Annotated in this window: 15 protein-coding genes and 2 pseudogenes; 13 read left to right on the top strand and 4 right to left on the bottom strand. The window is 65.1% G+C overall.

The genetic code is table 11. The annotated features are described in order from the left end of the window. Positions 1–130 precede the first annotated feature (130 nt). From hisF to coaA, 3 genes and pseudogenes are all read left to right on the top strand, one after another. Positions 131–925, top strand: coding sequence for an imidazole glycerol phosphate synthase subunit HisF (gene hisF, locus EOA28_RS06160; RefSeq protein ID WP_189341946.1), 795 nt, complete (start codon positions 131–133; stop codon positions 923–925). Between the two features lie 72 nt (positions 926–997). Continuing rightward, complete coding sequence (locus EOA28_RS06155) at positions 998–1,321, top strand: phosphoribosyl-ATP diphosphatase (protein ID WP_126080098.1); 324 nt, start codon at positions 998–1,000, stop codon at positions 1,319–1,321. A 36-nt stretch (positions 1,322–1,357) separates the two neighbouring features. Then, positions 1,358–2,318 (top strand): annotated as a pseudogene (coaA, locus tag EOA28_RS06150) (type I pantothenate kinase). 170 nt (positions 2,319–2,488) lie between these two features. Here coaA and EOA28_RS06145 read toward each other — a convergent pair. The 4 genes from EOA28_RS06145 to EOA28_RS06125 form a co-directional block, all read right to left on the bottom strand. Beyond that, complete coding sequence (locus EOA28_RS06145) at positions 2,489–3,658, bottom strand: glycosyltransferase family 87 protein (protein ID WP_189341943.1); 1,170 nt, start codon at positions 3,656–3,658, stop codon at positions 2,489–2,491. A 114-nt stretch (positions 3,659–3,772) separates the two neighbouring features. Continuing rightward, complete coding sequence (locus EOA28_RS06140; protein ID WP_128314705.1) at positions 3,773–4,390, bottom strand: alpha-ketoglutarate-dependent dioxygenase AlkB; 618 nt, start codon at positions 4,388–4,390, stop codon at positions 3,773–3,775. Between the two features lie 86 nt (positions 4,391–4,476). After that, the gene (gene arfB / locus EOA28_RS06135) at positions 4,477–4,914 is read right to left on the bottom strand and encodes an alternative ribosome rescue aminoacyl-tRNA hydrolase ArfB (RefSeq protein ID WP_126080103.1); all 438 of its coding nucleotides are present in this window, start codon (positions 4,912–4,914) and stop codon (positions 4,477–4,479) included. 185 nt (positions 4,915–5,099) lie between these two features. Next, on the bottom strand, positions 5,100–6,710 hold the full coding sequence (locus EOA28_RS06125; protein WP_127249732.1) for a phosphoenolpyruvate carboxykinase: 1,611 nt from the start codon (positions 6,708–6,710) through the stop codon (positions 5,100–5,102). Positions 6,711–7,051: 341 nt separating this feature from the next. Here EOA28_RS06125 and EOA28_RS06120 point away from each other — a divergent pair, with 341 nt between their 5' ends. The 10 genes and pseudogenes from EOA28_RS06120 to EOA28_RS06070 all read left to right on the top strand — a co-directional run. After that, positions 7,052–7,753, top strand: coding sequence for a response regulator transcription factor (locus EOA28_RS06120; protein WP_095819116.1), 702 nt, complete (start codon positions 7,052–7,054; stop codon positions 7,751–7,753). Between the two features lie 159 nt (positions 7,754–7,912). Beyond that, complete coding sequence (locus EOA28_RS06115) at positions 7,913–9,697, top strand: sensor histidine kinase (protein ID WP_126080106.1); 1,785 nt, start codon at positions 7,913–7,915, stop codon at positions 9,695–9,697. A gap of 12 nt (positions 9,698–9,709) precedes the next feature. Beyond that, positions 9,710–10,171 carry an HPr kinase/phosphorylase gene (locus tag EOA28_RS06110; protein WP_126080107.1) on the top strand — a complete coding sequence of 154 codons (462 nt, stop codon included), beginning with the start codon at positions 9,710–9,712 and terminating at the stop codon, positions 10,169–10,171. Between the two features lie 164 nt (positions 10,172–10,335). Then, a complete protein-coding gene (locus tag EOA28_RS06100) occupies positions 10,336–10,737 on the top strand; it encodes a PTS sugar transporter subunit IIA (protein ID WP_027166957.1) in 402 nt (133 codons plus the stop codon). Next, positions 10,734–11,030 carry an HPr family phosphocarrier protein gene (locus EOA28_RS06095; protein ID WP_126080108.1) on the top strand — a complete coding sequence of 99 codons (297 nt, stop codon included), beginning with the start codon at positions 10,734–10,736 and terminating at the stop codon, positions 11,028–11,030. The genes EOA28_RS06100 and EOA28_RS06095 overlap by 4 nt, the downstream gene beginning before the upstream one ends. Before the next feature lie 163 nt (positions 11,031–11,193). Beyond that, on the top strand, positions 11,194–12,594 hold the full coding sequence (ahcY, locus tag EOA28_RS06090) for an adenosylhomocysteinase (RefSeq protein ID WP_126063335.1): 1,401 nt from the start codon (positions 11,194–11,196) through the stop codon (positions 12,592–12,594). A 190-nt stretch (positions 12,595–12,784) separates the two neighbouring features. After that, positions 12,785–15,364, top strand: a complete 2,580-nt coding sequence (locus EOA28_RS06085) for a PAS domain-containing sensor histidine kinase (RefSeq protein WP_126080110.1) — start codon at positions 12,785–12,787, stop codon at positions 15,362–15,364. Positions 15,365–15,374: 10 nt separating this feature from the next. Further along, complete coding sequence (gene tsaE / locus EOA28_RS06080; protein ID WP_126080111.1) at positions 15,375–16,886, top strand: tRNA (adenosine(37)-N6)-threonylcarbamoyltransferase complex ATPase subunit type 1 TsaE; 1,512 nt, start codon at positions 15,375–15,377, stop codon at positions 16,884–16,886. Beyond that, on the top strand, positions 16,883–17,620 hold the full coding sequence (locus EOA28_RS06075) for a nucleotidyltransferase family protein (protein WP_126080112.1): 738 nt from the start codon (positions 16,883–16,885) through the stop codon (positions 17,618–17,620). The genes tsaE and EOA28_RS06075 overlap by 4 nt, the downstream gene beginning before the upstream one ends. After that, a pseudogene (locus EOA28_RS06070) lies at positions 17,617–18,261 on the top strand (double-strand break repair protein AddB); the annotation flags it as partial. The gene EOA28_RS06075 and the pseudogene EOA28_RS06070, both read left to right, overlap by 4 nt.

Below are 18,261 nucleotides of genomic sequence, written 5' to 3'. Positions count from 1 at the left end.
GCCTTGCCGGTCCGCTTGCCATCGCCGGGCTCACCATTTCCGCCTACGATCCGGCCTTCGACCCCAAGGGCGACGTGCCGCCGCTGGTCGGCGAGCTGGTGGTCGACCTGCTGTCCACCCTGGAAAGCAAGTGATGCTGAAAGCCCGCGTCATCCCCTGCCTGGACGTCAAAAACGGCCGCGTGGTCAAGGGCGTCAATTTCGTCGACCTCATCGACGCCGGCGATCCGGTCGAAGCCGCCAAGGCTTATGATGCCGCGGGCGCCGATGAGCTGTGCTTCCTCGACATCACCGCCTCGTCGGACAATCGCGAGACGATCTTCGACGTGGTCGCCCGGACCGCCGAGCAATGCTTCATGCCGCTCACCGTCGGCGGCGGCGTGCGCCAGGTGGCCGATATCCGCAAGCTGCTTCTGGCCGGCGCCGACAAGGTGTCGATCAACACGGCGGCGGTGAAGAACCCCGATTTCGTCACGGAGGCCGCCGACAAGTTCGGCAACCAGTGCATCGTCGTGGCCATCGACGCCAAGAAGGTGTCGGCGGCCGGCGAGGCCGACCGCTGGGAGATCTTCACCCATGGCGGTCGCGAGAAGACGGGCATCGACGCGGTCGACTTCGCCGCACGCATGGTCGATCGCGGCGCCGGCGAGATCCTGCTGACCTCAATGGACCGCGACGGCACGAAGGCCGGCTATGACATCGCGCTGACCCGCGCCGTCGCCGACGCGGTGCGCGCGCCGGTCATCGCTTCGGGCGGCGTCGGAACGCTCGATCACCTGGTCGAAGGCATCCGCGACGGCCACGCTGGCGCCGTGCTTGCCGCCTCGATCTTCCATTTCGGCACTTACTCGATCGCCGAGGCCAAGGCATACATGGCCAAGGCCGGCCTGCCGATGCGGCTGGACTCGGCCGCCCATCGGGCTTAAAGCATGATCCCGCAAGGTTGGGGACCGGTTTTCGGAAAAGATCATGCTTAAACAAGCAGATAGATGACCGACATGGCTCAATTTTCGCTCGCCGAGCTGGAAACGATCATCCATCAGCGCGCCCATTCCGGCGATCCGGACTCATGGACGGCGAAACTGTTCGCCAAGGGCATGGACAAGGCGGCGCAGAAGCTCGGCGAGGAGGCTGTGGAAGCCGTGATCGCCGCCGTCCGCGGCGACAAGCAGGCCCTCGTTTCGGAAAGCGCGGATCTTCTGTATCATTGGCTGGTCGTGCTCGGCATCGCGGGCGTTCCGTTGGACGACGTGCTCAAGGAGCTCGAGGGCCGCACCGGCCGCTCGGGGGTTGCCGAAAAGGCGTCCCGCCCCCGGGTTTGATGCCCGGGGCAGACGGCGAGGAGGGCAGGAAACCCGATGGACCAGCTGACTCCGACCGAGAAGTATTCCCCTTATCGCTTCTTCTCCGCCGAGCAATGGTCGCAGTTCCGCGCCGACACGCCGCTGACGCTGACCGAGGACGAGATCGACCGGCTGCGCTCGCTCAATGACCCGGTCAACCTCGAAGAGGTCAAGCGCATCTACCTGTCGCTTTCCCGCCTGCTCTCGGCGCATGTCGAGGCGAGCCAGCTGCTGTTCAGGCAGCGCCAGGCCTTCTTCAAGGCGCAGGACAATCGTCAAGACGCCTTTCATCATCGGCATCGCCGGTTCGGTCGCGGTCGGCAAGTCGACCACGGCGCGTGTGCTGAAGGAGCTTCTGGCGCGCTGGCCGTCGAGCCCCAAGGTCGATCTCATCACCACCGACGGCTTCCTGCTGCCCAATGAGATCCTGCGCCGCGAGAACCTCATGGAGCGCAAGGGATTTCCAGAGAGCTACGATGTCGGCGCGCTGCTGAGATTCCTGTCCGGCATCAAATCGGCGCAAGGCAGCGTCCGCGCGCCGGTCTACTCGCACCTGACCTATGACGTCATCCCCGGCGAGTTCGTCACCATCGACCGTCCCGACATCCTGATCTTCGAAGGCATCAACGTGCTGCAGCCGGGCAAGCTGCCGAAGGACGGCAAGATCGTGCCGTTCTTGTCAGACTTCTTCGATTTCGCCATCTATATCGATGCCGACGAGAAGCTGATCCACCAATGGTACATCCAGCGCTTCATGCGGCTGCGCGAGACCGCCTTCCGCAATCCGGACTCCTTCTTCCACCGCTATTCTCAGCTTTCCGAGGACGCCGCGCGCGCCATCGCCGAGGGGCTATGGGCCAATATCAACCTGAAGAACCTGCGCGAGAACATCCTGCCGACCAGGGCGCGGGCCGATCTCATCCTGCGCAAAGGCGCCAACCATTTGATCGAGGAAGTGGCGCTGAGGAAGCTGTGAGGCCGCGCCCGACGCCGGATCGCCATTCTTCACATCTGCGAGGCAGCTCCTTCGCGCCACGATCCAATCTGGATCGCTGAAAATTCGGGACGCGGAAGCCCTCTTCCTTGCGCTATGCCAGACGGAAAATCGCCGGGGCAGTTGCCCCAGAACGGCTGCGCCCTGAACCGCTACGCCAGCGACGGCTTTGCGGAGATTTCAGCCTTCCGGCTTCCCGTCCATATCGTAGACAGCATCCACGCGGCGAGAAACAATGGCACCAGGACGGCAACGCAATATCCGCCCCAGGTGAAGTAATGCGTGACGAAAGGCCAGAGCCAGCAAATCGCGAGTATCAGCCGGGGCGGCCTTGACGTCATCGCGGCCAGCATGGCGACAGCGACGGCCAGACTGATCGTGTCGTAGGTGTAGCCGTAGGGCGTGGCAAGGATCGCAAGGACAGCGGTCAGCGCCACGCGTTCCTGATGCGAGACCTGGCGCCCCGGCCGCCAGAGCCAGACCGCTATGGCGATGGAAATGATGGTCGCGACTGCCTGGGCGCCATAGGCGGCGGTCAGCCCGAAGCCGAGCGCCCTCGCCGTGAAGAACACCGTTATCGCATTATACTGATAAGGCTGCGGATAAGGCGCCTCCATGATCGCCGTCATCAAGGGACGGGTTTCGGTCAGGAACAGCCGCCAGACATCGAAGCCAAAGAACAGGCCGGTGGCGAGGACGACCGCCACAGTGGTGACGATGGCGGCGAAAATGGCTCGCCAGTTGCCGCTGGCGAGCAGGCAGAAAGGCACGAGAATACCAAGATGCGGCTTGATGGTCAGAAGGCCGAACAGAACTCCGGCCAGCAACGGGCGCCTTGGGGCCACGGCGAGGCCTCCGATCAACAAGGCCATCGTCAGCGCGCCGTTCTGACCGAATATCGAGTTCCAGATAACGGCGGGACTGAGGACGACCGCCAGTTCCACCAGCGCTCCGAGTTTCAGCGGCCGGATTGCCAGCCACAGACACAGAACGGTCCCGAACGTCCAGACCAGATAGGCAGGCAGGATCGGCAGGGTCGCGAGCGGGACGCCGAGCAAGAGGATGTTCGGCGGATAGCTCCATTCCTGATTTGGAAGGTCGGGCGAGAACATGCCGCGCAACGCCGCGCGGTAGGCGTCCGCATCGAAAAGCACGGCAACATGGCCGTCGATGGCCAGGCGGGAGCCGGCCCAGAGATTGGTGAAATCCCAGTAGGGCAGCCTGTGCGATAGCTCGGAAAACCCTCTGCCGTCGAGGTCCCACAACATGCTCAGGTAGACCTCGGCCATCCAGATACCGATCATCGATACGACCGTGACCATTGCCACGTCCAAGAGGCTTCGGGTCCTGATCCAGTTCGGTTCCATGGCGATCTCGATTTGGCAACCGCGCTTGTAGCGTGGGTGTCCTTAAAATCGCGTTGCCCCCGGACATGGTCAGCCAGGCACCGTCACCCGCCGCAGCGTCAGATTGATGCGGCCGCCATTCTTCAACAGCGCCGATGTCGCCGGATAGATGCGATCGACGCCATGGAAGGCGAGGCGCCCCTCGCCGCCGAGCACGACGACGTCGCCGCTCTTCAGCCTGAACGATTTGGTGCCGCCTTCGCGCGTGTTCTGGCCGACCCGGAACAGGCAGTCGTCGCCCAGCGAGACCGACACAACGGGCGCGTCAAAATCCTGCTCGTCGCGATCCTGGTGCAGACCCATCCTGGCGTCCGCCGCATAGAAGTTGACAAGACAGCCCTCGGGCAGATGCGGGTAAGCCGAGACTTCGCGCCACAATTGCAGCAGCGCCTCGGGGATCGGCGGCCAAGGCTCGCCGGTCACCGGATGCGTCGGCTGGTAGCGGTAGCCGCGCTCCTTGCCGGTCACCCAGCCAAGCGCGCCGCAATTGGTCATGCGCACGCTCATCTGCTTGCCGGTGCGCGGCATGGCGGGCACGTAGAGGGGTGCGGCCTGCACCACGCGCCGGATCTCCTTGACCAGCGCTTCCTGGGCGGGGCGAGCGATGTAGCCCGGCATGTGGCGGACGCCTTTGGGCAGAACGAGCATTGGATCGATCCGATCAATTGGCCCGAAAGCATGCCACCGAAGGAAGAGTTCCGCGACCCGAAAACGGCCGCTCGTTTCCGGCATGCTCAGTCGCTGTCGACGCGACCGCGCAGCTTCTTCACCGTCGACCGGCCTGCCTTGCTCTTGAGGCGGCGCTCCACGGCGCCTTTGGACGGCCTGGTCTTCTTGCGCGGCGGCGGTGGCGGCTCGGCCGCCTTGGCGACCAGCGCGGTCAGGCGCGCCCGCGCGTCGGCCCGGTTCTGCTCCTGGGTGCGGAACCGACCGGCCTCGATGACGATGACGCCGTCCTTGGTGGCGCGCTGGCCGGCAAGCTTGATCGCGCGGACGCGGACCCGCTCGCTAAGGCCCGAAGCGTTCGCTGCGTCGAAGCGCAACTGCACGGCGGTGGCTACCTTGTTGACGTTCTGGCCGCCCGGGCCGGACGAGCGGATGAAGTCCTCATGCAGGTCGCCCGCATGGATGACCGCTTCGCCTGATATGATGATGTCGTCGTCGCTCGCCATGGAGCACTCATGACGCGACGGCTGCAAAAAGAAAAGGCCCGGCGCAGGGGGCTTCACCGTTTCACGGAAACGGCGAATCCTCCCTGGCTCTCAATGTTGGCGCAATTCCGGACGGAAAACCGTTTTGCACTTTTCCTGGAATTGCGCTGGCCGAGCACTGGAGGTGAGGACGCTCGAGGCAGCGATTATTCCGCCGCCTCCTGCAGGCGCGGCGCCGCGCCCAGGATGGCGGCGTCGACGTGACGCTCGAACTTCTCGAAGTTGGTCGCGAACATGTTGACCAGCTTCGCGGCCTGGGGGTCGTAGCCGGCCTCGTCCGCCCAGGTCGAGCGCGGGTCGAGAATGGCGCCGTCGACGCCCGGAACCGCCACCGGCACCTCGAAGCCGAAATTGGCGTCAGTGCGGAACTCGGCCGACTTCAGCGAACCATCGAGCGCGGCGCCCAGAAGAGCGCGCGTCACCTTGATCGGCATGCGGCGGCCGGTGCCGTAGGCGCCGCCGGTCCAGCCGGTGTTGACGAGCCAGCAATCGACCTTGTGCTCGGCGATCAGCTCGCGCAGCAGATTGCCGTATTCCGAGGGATGGCGCGGCATGAAGGGGGCGCCGAAGCAGGTCGAGAAGGTCGCCTCCGGCTCGGTGACGCCCTTTTCCGTGCCGGCGACCTTGGCGGTGTAACCGGACAGGAAGTGATACATCGCCTGCGCCGGGGTCAATTTGGCGATCGGCGGCATCACGCCGAAAGCGTCGGCGGTCAGCATGATGATGTTCTTCGGATGGCCTGCGCGGCCGGTCTTCGAGGCGTTGGGGATGAAGTCCAACGGATAGGCGCAGCGCGTGTTCTCGGTGAGGCTGCCGTCATTGAAATCCGGCACGCGACCGGCATCGAGCACGACATTCTCCAGAACCGTGCCGAAGCGCTGCGTTGTGGCGAAGATCTCAGGCTCGGCCTCGGCCGACAGCCTGATCGTCTTGGCGTAGCAGCCGCCCTCGAAATTGAAGACGCCGTGCGGGCCCCAACCATGCTCGTCGTCGCCGATCAGCGTGCGCGACGGATCCGCCGACAGCGTCGTCTTGCCGGTACCGGACAGGCCGAAGAACACCGCCGCGTCGCCGGCCGGGCCTTCATTGGCGGAACAGTGCATGGGCATCACGCTCTTTTGCGGCAGCAGGTAGTTCAGCATGGTGAATACCGACTTCTTCATCTCGCCGGCATAGGACGTGCCGCCGATCAGCACGATCTTGCGGATCAGGTCGACCGCGATCACGGTTTCGGTGCGGGTGCCGTGACGCGCCGGATCGGCGCGGAAGGACGGCAAATCGATGATCGTCATGTCGGGGAGGAAGCGCTCGAGCTCCGCGGCTTGCGGGCGGATCAAAAGGTTGCGGATGAAAAGCGAGTGCCAGGCGAATTCGGTGATGACCCGGGTCGGCAGCTTGAGGTCGGCGTCGGCGCCGCCGACCAGGTCCTGAACATAGAGATCCTTGTCCGCCGCGTGGGCGCGGAAGTCGAAAAGCAGCGACTCGAACTGGGCGGGCGAGATCGCCTTGTTGTTGTCCCACCAGACATGCGGCTCGGTCGCCTCGTCGCGCACGACGAATTTGTCCTTCGGCGAACGCCCGGTGTGCTGACCGGTCTCGGCGACCAGCGCGCCTTGCGCGGTCAGCCTCGCCTCGCTGCGCCGGATCGCTTCCTCGTAGAGTTCGGCCGCGCCGAGATTGTAGCGCACCATGCCCGTGGTCTTTAGGCCGATCGCGTCAATAGCGCAGTCGGGGTTGCGTTTGCCGGCTTCCGACATCAAATTTCCTCTCTGGATTTGGCCGCATGTGACGGGGATTTCACTGAGCCCGTGCCGGGGGCTGTCAGGTTCAGAACCAGAAAAGCCGAATGATATCAAATCATTAATCGATTTAAAAAATTTGAAAGTTGTTTAAATCGTTTATATGTGCAAAAAGTCGCGGACGTTGCCCAAAGGATTGGCAGACTCCAATCGTCCAATCCCGTTATGGGTGCGATGGTGTGTAGCGGCAGGCCGCCCGTGACTTCGGACAGGGCCCGTGCCACATTTTGTACCCAATTTGTCCTGCAAAAGCCCCTTCTCGACGACAGAAGGGACAGCTCATGAGGGAGCCGCTTGAAATGGCAACAATCGCGCTTGTCGACGACGACCGCAACATCCTGACCTCGGTGTCGATCGCGCTCGAATCCGAGGGCTACCGGGTCGAAACCTACACCGACGGCGCGTCGGCGCTGGAAGGCCTGGCGGCGCGCCCGCCGAACCTCGCCATCCTCGACATCAAGATGCCGCGCATGGACGGCATGGAGCTGTTGCGCCGCATGCGTCAGAAATCGGACCTGCCGGTGATCTTCCTGACGTCTAAGGACGACGAGATCGACGAATTGTTCGGCCTCAAGATGGGCGCCGACGATTTCATCCGCAAACCCTTCTCGCAGCGGCTCCTGGTCGAGCGCGTGCGGGCGGTGCTGCGCCGGACCAGCGCCCGCGAGGCGGCGGCCAAGGCGCCCGCCCAGCAGGCCCGCTCGCTCGAACGCGGCCAGCTGGTGATGGACCAGGAACGCCATACCTGCACCTGGAAAGGCGAGCCGGTGACGCTGACGGTGACCGAGTTCCTCATCCTGCATTCGCTGGCGCAGCGCCCCGGTGTGGTGAAAAGCCGTGATGCGCTGATGGATTCGGCCTATGATGAGCAGGTCTATGTCGACGACCGCACCATCGACAGCCACATCAAGCGGCTGCGCAAGAAGTTCAAGGCCGTCGACGACGACTTCGAGATGATCGAAACCCTTTACGGAGTCGGGTACCGGTTCCGCGAAGCATGAATAGGCAGTAGTGAGTAGGCAGTAGGGAATAGTCGGTAGTCAGCTTTGAATAGTGCGAGCGGCCGGTTATGCCAGCTGCGGTCCCCGCCAGCCACTGCTCTATTCCCTACTGCCTACTGCCTACTCACTACTCACTAATTAACCAGGGCCTGCTATTCGATGGCAGTGGAAGTAGAGCGAGGCAGACGGGCGGGCGCGGCAAGGCGTCCGCCGCGGATCGTGCCCGCCTTCGTGTCGAGAATCACGGTGCCGATGCGCCGGTTTCTCGGCCATCACATCTTCTCCAGCCTGACGAGGCGCATCCTGTTCCTCAACCTGGCCGGCCTTGCCGTGCTGGTGACCGGCATCCTCTACCTCAACACCTTTCGCGACGGCCTGATCGACGCTCGCGTCGAGAGCCTGATGACGCAGGGCGAAATCATCGCCGGCGCGATCGCCGCCTCGGCGACGGTGGAAACCGATTCGATCAGCATCGACCCGGAAAAGCTGCTCGAGCTGCAGGCCGGCGAGAGCCTGGGGCCCGGATCGGACCAGCTCGACAATCTGGACTTCCCGATCAACCCCGAGCGCGTCGCGCCGGTGCTGAGACGGCTGATCTCGCCGACGCGCACCCGCGCCCGCATCTATGACCGCGACGCGAACCTCCTGCTCGACTCCCGGCATCTCTATTCGCGCGGCCAGATCCTGCGCTACGACCTGCCGCCCGTCGACGACGAACAGCCCGCCCTCGTGGAGCGGGTCGAGAAGTTCATCTTCGACTTCTTCCGCAACAAGGACCTGCCCGTCTACCACGAGCAGCCCGGCGGCAATGGCGCGGCCTTCCCGGAGGTGGTCAAGGCGCTGACCGGCAGCCCTTCGACCATTGTGCGGGTGAGCGAGCAGGGCGAGCAGATCGTCTCCGTCGCGGTGCCGATCCAGCGTTTTCGCGCCGTGCTGGGTGTGCTGATGCTGTCCACGGAAGGCGGCGATATCGACAAGATCGTCGCGGCCGAGCGCAAGGCGATCCTGCGCGTGTTCGGCGTCGCGGCGCTGGTCACCGCGATCCTTTCGATGCTTCTGGCGTCCACCATCGCCAATCCGCTGCGGCGGCTTTCCGCCGCCGCCGTCAGGGTGCGGCGCGGCGTCAAGAACCGCGAGGAAATACCGGACTTTTCCGACCGGCAGGACGAGATCGGCAATTTGTCCATCGCCGTGCGCGACATGACCAATGCGCTTTACGCGCGCATCGAGGCGATCGAAAGCTTCGCCGCCGACGTCTCGCATGAATTGAAGAACCCGCTGACATCGCTGCGCAGCGCGGTCGAGACGCTGCCCTTGGCGAAGAACGACACGTCTCGCGCGCGTCTGATGGAGATCATCCAGCACGACGTGAAGCGGCTCGACCGGCTGATCACCGACATCTCCGACGCCTCCCGTCTCGACGCGGAGCTGGCGCGCGAGGACGCCGGAACCGTGGACCTGAAGAAGTTCATCACCGATCTGGTCGCGGTCTCGCGCGAGACCACGCGCAACAAGAAGGCTGTCGAGATCGAACTCAAGGTGGCCAAGCTGCCGACCGGCGCCAAGGGCTATTACGTTGTCGGCCATGATCTGAGGATTGGCCAAGTCATCACCAACCTGATCGAGAACGCGCGCTCCTTCGTGCCCGACGAGCACGGCCATATCGCGATCTCATTGGCGCGCGCTGGCAAGTTCAACATCATCACCGTCGACGACAACGGCCCGGGTATCCGGGCCGAGAACATCGACCGCATCTTCGAGCGCTTCTACACCGACCGGCCGGCCGGCGAGGCGTTCGGCCAGAACTCTGGTCTCGGGCTGTCGATCAGCCGCCAGATCGTCGAGGCGCATGGCGGCACGCTGACGGCCGAAAACATCCCCGGCACCAAGCCCGGCGAGATCAAGGGCGCGCGTTTCGTGGTGACGCTGCCGGCGGAAGGCTGACGCTAGCCGAACATGCCGGACACCGCCGCGAAGCCCCTGAATATCCACGGGACGGCCCTCCTGATCGGCGAGCGCGGCGTGCTGATCACGGGGCCGTCCGGCGCCGGCAAGACGACGCTGGCGCTGGCGCTCCTCGATCATTGCCGAACCCGCGGCATGTTTTCCCGGCTGCTGGGCGACGACCAGCTGTTCGCCGCCGCGCATGGCGGGCGGCTGGTGTGCCGCGCGCCGGCAAGCATCGCGGGACTCTGCGAGGTGCACGGCATCGGGCCGCGGCCGTTGGCCTTCGAGCCGGCCGCCGTGATTGACCTTGTCGTTCGGCTTGTCGAGCCGGCCGATATGGCGCGGCTGCAAGACGAAGCCACCGAGACGATCGAGGGTTGCCGGCTGCCCCGCATCGACATCACCCGGCAAAATGTCACCGCCGCGCTGCCCATGCTGATGGCGCGGCTGGCGATCCAGCCTTTTTCATGATCCGGCCGGGGTTTTTTGCTGCGATGCGTCAAAATGGCCCAAGCCGCCGCAATTTTGGGCTTGTCAACCGGCCGTGCGTCGACAAGATAGCGCTCCCGCCGCCTGGAATGGCTGGCGAACATAATATACGCCTGTGAAGCGGCGATGACGGGAGCCACCAGAGAATGATCGGACTCGTGCTCGTGACGCACGGTCAACTCGCCACCGAGTTCCGGCATGCCGTAGAACATGTCGTCGGGCCGCAAGACAATTTCGAAACCGTGGCGATCGGCGCCGACGACGACATGGAGCAGCGCCGGGCCGACATCGTCGACGCTGTGGCGCGCGTCGACACCGGCGCCGGCGTCATCGTGCTAACCGACATGTTCGGCGGCACGCCCTCCAACCTCGCCATCTCGGTCATGGAATCCGGTCGCACCGAGGTCATCGCCGGCATGAACCTGCCGATGCTGATCAAGCTCTCCTCGATCCGCAAGGGCGACAACATGGCCGCCGCGCTCGATGAAGCGCAGGCGGCGGGCCGCAAATACATCAACGTCGCCAGCCAGCTCCTGAGCAGCAAATGAACGCACCGGCGCAGCAGACGGACGAGGTTGTGCGGGAGTTCCCGATCATCAACCAGCGCGGCCTGCATGCGCGCGCTTCGGCGAAATTCGTCCAGGTTGCCAGCGGCTTCAATGCCACCATCCATGTCGAGAAGGACGGCGTGAAGGTCGGCGGCACCTCGATCATGGGCTTGATGATGCTGGCGGCGAGCCCGGGCTATTCGATCCGCGTGATCGCCAGCGGCCCGGAAGCCGTGCCGGCCATGGACGCGCTGGAGCAGCTGGTCGCCTCGCGTTTCGGCGAGGAAATCTAGTTCCCGGCCTCACATTTCGCGCCTCGAAGACATGCGCGCATAAAGATTTCTTTATGTCCCATTGTCGTATCGCGGCCGATCTGCTAGTCAGGCCGGCAACCGCGCCCTTCCATGCGCCTCCCGGCGCCGGCGCGCATTGAGAAAATCACACCGGAGCACTGCCATGACGGGTAGCAAGGACTATGTGGTCGCCGACATCTCGCTTGCCGGCTGGGGCCGCAAGGAGATCGAGATCGCCGAAACCGAAATGCCGGGCCTGATGGCCTGCCGCGAGGAGTTCGGCGCCAAGAAGCCGCTGAAGGGCGCGCGCATCACCGGCTCGCTGCACATGACGATCCAGACGGCGGTGCTGATCGAGACGCTGAAGGCGCTGGGCGCCGACATCCGCTGGGCATCGTGCAACATCTTCTCGACGCAGGACCATGCGGCTGCGGCGATCGCCGAGGCCGGCATTCCGGTCTTCGCCATCAAGGGCGAGTCGCTCCAGGACTATTGGGATTACACCGACCGCATCTTTCAGTGGACCGATGGCGGCACATCCAACATGATCCTCGATGACGGCGGCGACGCCACCATGTATATTCTGCTCGGCGCGCGTGCAGAGGCCGGCGAGGACGTGTTGTCCAATCCCGGCAGCGAGGAGGAAGAGATCCTGTTCGCGCAGATCAAGAAGCGCCTGAAGGCCTCGCCCGGCTTCTTCACCAAGCAGCGCGAAGCAATCCGCGGCGTCACCGAGGAGACCACCACCGGCGTCAACCGCCTCTACCAGCTGCAGAAGAAGGGCCTGCTGCCCTTCCCGGCGATCAACGTCAACGATTCCGTCACCAAGTCGAAGTTCGACAACAAATATGGCTGCAAGGAATCGCTGGTCGACGGCATCCGCCGCGGCACCGACACGATGATGGCCGGCAAGGTCGCGGTGGTGTGCGGCTATGGCGACGTCGGCAAGGGCTCGTCGGCCTCGCTGCGCGGCGCCGGCGCCCGCGTCAAGGTCACCGAGGTCGACCCGATCTGCGCGCTGCAGGCAGCGATGGACGGCTTCGAGGTGGTGACGCTGGAAGACGCGGCCCCAACCGCCGACATCGTCATCACCACCACCGGCAACAAGGATGTCGTCACGCTCGACCACATGCGGGCGATGAAGGACATGGTGATCGTCGGCAATATCGGCCACTTCGACAACGAGATCCAGGTGGCGTCGCTGCGCAACCTGAAATGGACCAACGTCAAGCCGCAGGTCGACCTGATCACCTTCCCGGACGGCAAGCGGATGATCCTTCTCTCCGAGGGACGCCTGCTCAACCTCGGCAACGCCACCGGACATCCGAGCTTCGTCATGTCGGCCTCGTTCACCAACCAGGTCCTGGCGCAGATCGAGCTGTTCACCAAGCACGGCCAGTACCAGAACCAGGTCTATGTGCTGCCCAAGCATCTCGACGAGAAGGTGGCGCGGCTGCATCTCGACAAGCTCGGCGCCAAGCTCACGGAGCTCTCCGGCGAACAGGCCGCCTATATCGGCGTGACGCCGCAGGGCCCGTATAAGCCGGAACACTACCGCTATTAACCAAAGCGAAATTATCTACCAGATATTGAAGTCGGGTGGTTGACTTTCCGCCCGGCTTTATTTTTTGCGCCAATGATTCTTCACGCCGATTCCAGCAGGCGTTATTGTTGTGATTCGCGGTCCGGGGACATGTTGGGCCGGGGACGCATTCAGGGCGGTCTTGCATTCAAGCGGCGAAGAGGACCAAGACATGCCGGGGGATTACCCGCGAAGCGCGGGAAAGGCCGTTTCCGGCGGCCATGAGGATTCGAACGAAGCCGACCCCGCCGTGAACGGCGGCGGTTTTCGCGCCGGTGCGCGGCAGGCCTTACTTCTTGCCACCTCGGCGCTTGCCAGCCCGCTGCTCGCCTTTGCCGCGCGCGCCGACACAAGCCTTCCGGGAAAGGCCGATGCGCCGGTCAGTACCGTCGAGGTCATGCAGCTCGCCATGTTCGTCGGCGTGATGGGCGCGGCGCTTGTCTCGGCCATCTTCCTGATCCGCGAACGCGGGCGCACCGCCGCGCAGAATGTCCAGCTCAGGGCCCGCATCGCGGACGTCAACGCGGCGCTGCAGCGTTCCGAGGCGCTGCTCAACCTGCGCGACCAGCGGCTGATCGTCTGGGCCACGGACAACAAGAAACCCGAACTCATCGGCAGCCTGCCGTTGGAAAGCGGCGCGCCCGACGACAGGTCCGCCTTCCTCGCTTTCGGCCGCTGGCTGATGCCGCGCTCGGCGGCGGCGCTGGAACACGCGGTCGCCGCGCTGCGCGAGCAGGCAAAGGCCTTCGATCTGGTCATCGAAACGCAGGCCGGCGTGCCGCTGGAAGTGCATGGCCGCAAAAGCGCGGCGCATGTCTTGGTGCGCTTCGTCTCGCTGTCGGAGACGCTGCGCAACCAAGCCAGGCTGAAGATCGAGAACCAGCGGCTCAGCGCCGACCACGACACCATGATCGGCCTGCTCGACGCGTTGAAGATGCCGGCATGGCTGCGGGCGGCGGACGGCCGATTGCAATGGGTCAACCGCGCCTATGCCGAGGCGGTGGAGGCGGAAAGCCCGGCTGCGGCCGTGCGCGACGCCAGGGAGTTCCTCGGCGGCCAGGCGCGCGATCAGATCGCCGAACAGCACAAGACGCGCGCGGTCTTCGAACAGACGCTTTCCACCGTGATCGATGGCGACCGCCGCATGTTCGCGGTCACCGACTTCGCCGGCGCCGACGGCTCGGCGGGACTTGCTTGCGACACAAGCGCGGCCGAGACGATCCGCGCCGAACATGAGCGGACCGTGCGCAGCCATGCCGACACGCTCGACCAGCTGAACACCGCGGTGGCGATCTTCGACACCGACGAGAAGCTGCGTTTCTTCAACCAGGCCTTCCAGAAGCTGTGGGGCCTGGATTCGGGCTTCCTGCTCAGCGCGCCCTCCAACACGCTGCTGCTTGACCGGCTGCGCTCGGAAGGCAGGATCGCCGAGCAGCCGGAATGGCGGCGCTGGAAGGAGAACCTGCTCAGCGCCTATCGCGCCGTCGAATCGCAGGAGCATTGGTGGCACCTGCCGGACGGCAAGACGATCCGCGTAGTGGCGAACCCGCAGCCGAAGGGCGGCGTCACCTGGGTGTTCGAGAACCTGACCGAGAAGATGGATCTCGAGAGCCGCTACCAGACCGCCGTGCGGGTGCAGGGCGAGACGCTGGACAACCTCGCCGAAGGCGTGGTCGTCTTCGGTCCGGACGGGCGGCTGCGCCTGTCCAATCCGGCCTTCGTCGCGCTTTGGGGGCTGACGGCGGAAGCGCTCAAGCCCAACGTCCATGTCTCGGCGATCCGCGACCTGTGCGACCAGCACGCCGCGAACAGCCCGTGGGGCGGCTTCGTCGCCGCCGTCACCGGCTTCGACGACGAGCGCCGCGACCGGCGCGGCCAGATCGAGCTGATCAATGGCAACGTGCTGAGCTACGCGGTGATCCACCTGCCCAATGGCCAGGTGATGATCACCTTCGTCGACGTCACCGACACCGTCAATGTCGAGCGGGCGCTGAAGGACAGGAACGAAGCGCTGGAGAAGTCCGACCAGTTGAAGAACGAATTCGTGCAGCACGTGTCCTATGAGCTGCGCTCGCCGCTGACCAACATCATCGGCTTCACCGAGTTGCTGTCGCTGCCCGCCACCGGGCCGTTGACGCCGAAGCAGCGCGAATATGTCGAGTATGTCGGCTCGTCGTCATCGGTGCTGCTCACCATCGTCAACGACATTCTCGACCTGGCGACGGTCGACGCCGGAATCATGCAGCTCGACATTTCCGAGATGAACATCGATCGGACGATCGCCGCGGCGGCCGAGCTGGTCGCCGACCGGCTGGACGAGCACCGGATCAAGCTCGCGATCGACGCGACGGAGGCGCCGGCGAGCTTCCATGGCGACGAGACCCGCATCCGCCAGATCCTCTACAATTTGCTCAGCAACGCGGCGAACTACGCGCCGGAGGCAAGCACGATCCGGCTTACCTGCCGGCGGCTGGCCGACGCCGTCGAGTTCTCGGTGCATGATGACGGCCCCGGCATGCCGCCGGACGTGCTGGAGTCGGTCTTCCGCCGCTTCGAGCCGCGCGCCAATGGCGGGCGGCGGCGCGGCGCCGGGCTGGGGCTCTCGATCGTCAAGAGCTTCGTCGAGCTGCATGGCGGAACCGTGCGCATCGAGACCGGCCAGGACAGGGGCACCACGGTGATCTGCACCTTCCCGGACAAGCCGTCCGGAATCCCGGATACGCCGGCCGGCATCCGCGACGCGGCCGAGTAGCGCGGCCTATATGGAAGGGATGGTGCTGGAGCGTTTTCTCGCCGACGAGGCGGCAACGGCAAGGCTTGGCGAGGATCTCGCCATGGCATTGCGCGCCGGCGACGCGATCGCGCTCAAAGGCGATCTCGGCGCCGGCAAGTCGACGCTGGCCCGCGCGCTGATCCGGGCACTGGCCGACGACGCCAATCTCGAGGTGCCGAGCCCGACCTTTACGCTGGTACAGAGCTACGAGACGCGCGTCCCCGTCCACCATTTCGACCTCTATCGGCTTTCCGCGCCGGACGAGCTCGACGAGCTCGGACTCGACGATGCTCTCAGCCAAGGCGCGGCGTTGATCGAGTGGCCGGAACGGGCCGGAGACCGATTGCCCGCAAATGCGCTGTGGGTCGATCTCGCCGAACATGGCGAAGGTCGCGTGGCGCGGTTGTCGGGCCAGGGACCTGTCTTTGAGCGCGTGGCGCGATCGCTGGCCATGCGCGATTTCCTGGCCTCGGCCAGACGGGGCGAAGCCAGCCGCCGCCATTTCGTCGGCGATGCCTCCGCCCGCTCCTACGAGATCGTGTCGCTGCCCGGCGAGGCGCCGCGTGTGCTTATGAACTCTCCGCGCCTGGTGCTCGGGCCGCCGGTGCGCGACGGCAAGCCCTATGCGGTGATCGCCCATACGGCTCAATCCGTCGCCGCCTTCGTCGCCATCGACAAGGCGCTGCTGGCGAACGGCGTCAGCGTGCCGGTGATCCATGCCCAGGACATCGACCAAGGCTTTCTGCTCATCGAACATCTCGGATCGGAAGGTTTTCTCAGCCACGACGGCCAGCCCATCGCCGAACGCTACGAAGCAGCGGCCGAACTGCTTGCCATGATGCATGGCAAGGCCTGGCCCACGCGCATGGAAGCGGCGCCCGGCGTGGTCCACGACGTGCCGCCCTTCGATCGCGACGCCATGCTGATCGAGGCCGATCTTCTGGTCGACTGGTATGTGCCCTGGATCACCGGCGGTCCGGCGAGCGAGGACTTGCGAGCGGGCTATCACAAGGAATGGAACGCGGCGCTCGACCGCCTCGCCGGCAGCGAATACACGCTGATGCTGCGCGATTTCCATTCGCCCAACATCATCTGGCGGGCAGAGCGATCCGGCCTCGACCGGCTCGGCATCGTCGACGTCCAGGACGCGCTGATCGGGCCCGCCGCCTATGACGTCGCCTCCCTGGCCATGGACGCACGCGTCACCGTCTCGCCCGAGATCGAGCGCCGGACGGTCGCCGCCTATGTCGCGGCGCGGCACGCTGCGGGCGCCTTCCATGAAGCCGCTTTCGCCGAGGCCTACGCGATCATGGCGGCGCAGCGCAATTCGAAGATCCTCGGCATCTTCGTGCGGCTCGAAAAGCGCGACGGCAAGCCTTACTATCTGAAACACCTGCCGCGCATCCGCGACTATCTGAGGCGGGCGCTGGCGCATCCGGCGCTGGCCGGCCTGAAGGAATTCTACATGGCCCACGGCCTGCTCGAGGAACGGGTCCCATGAAGCCCCCAACCACGACGCCGAAGACAGCGATGGTGCTGGCGGCCGGGCTTGGCAAGCGCATGCGGCCGATCACCGACACGATGCCCAAGCCGCTGGTGAAGATCGCCGGCAAGACCTTGCTCGACTGGGGGCTGGACAGCCTGGAGGCCGCCGGCATCGCCAAGGCCGTCGTCAATGTGCACTATCTGCCCGAGCAGATCGTCGCCCATGTCGCCAGCCGGAAAGCTCCGAAGATCGTCATCTCCGACGAGCGCGAGGCGCTGCTGGAATCGGCGGGCGGCATCGTCAAGGCGCTGCCGCTTCTGGGCAGCGAGCCCTTCTACATCATCAACGCCGATACGTTCTGGATCGACAGCGGTCAGCCCAGCCTCAAGCGCCTTGCCCTTGCATGGGACGCCGCCAGAATGGATATTCTGCTGATGCTTACCGATCTCGACTCAGCGACCGGGCACTGCGTCGGCACCGATTTCCTGGTTGCCGCCGATGGAGCTCTACGGCGCTCGAAGGGTGATCCGACTGGCCTGATCTATGCCGGCGCCGCCATCATCCATCCGCGCATCTTCAAGGACGCGCCCACGGGCTCGCATTCGCTCAACGTCTATTTCGACAAGGCGATCGCCGCCGGGCGCCTGTTCGGCATGAAGATGAACGGGCGCTGGATCACCGTCGGCACGCCGGACGCCATTCCCGCCGCCGAAGCGGCCGTGGCCGGCGCGCTCGCGAAAGCGGTATGAGCGGCGCGCGCCGCGTCCTTTCCATCCCGCCCGGAGCGCCGTTCCTGCCGACGCTGGCGGAGGCGTTGCTCGACGGACGATTGATTCCCGGCTTTCGTTTCGACGGCGAGCCGCTGGCGCTGGCCGACGCGACCGTCTATGTGCCGACCCGACGCGCGGCGCGGGCGCTGCGCGGCGCCTTCGTCGACATTCTCGGTCAACGCTCGGCCATCCTGCCGACGGTGCGGCCGCTCGGCGAGTTCGACGAGGATGAGGCAGCCTTCGACGCAGAGGCGGCGCCGGCGATAGACATCGCGCCGCCGAGCGCGGCGCAGGAGCGATTGCTGTTGCTGGCGCCGCTGGTGCGTGCCTGGAAGGAAAGCCTGCCGGCGCATGTCAGAGAGCGGTTCAACGAGGAATTCGTCGTGCCGACCTCGGCCGCCGACGCCATCTGGCTGGCGCGCGACCTTGCCCGGCTGATGGACGAGATCGAGACCGAAGGCACGGATTGGGCGAAGCTCGCGACGCTGGTCACCGGCAATCTCGCCGGCTGGTGGCAGGTGACGCTCGATTTCCTCGGCATAGTCACCGACAACTGGCCGGAACTGCTCAAGGAGCGCAACCGCTCCAATCCGGCCGCGCATCGCAGCGCGCTGATCCGG

This window comes from Mesorhizobium sp. M2A.F.Ca.ET.067.02.1.1 (assembly GCF_004023285.1).
GTDB lineage: Bacteria > Pseudomonadota > Alphaproteobacteria > Rhizobiales > Rhizobiaceae > Mesorhizobium.
Note: the sequence above shows the minus strand (reverse complement) of the source record. Positions and strands in the feature narration are given on the sequence as shown.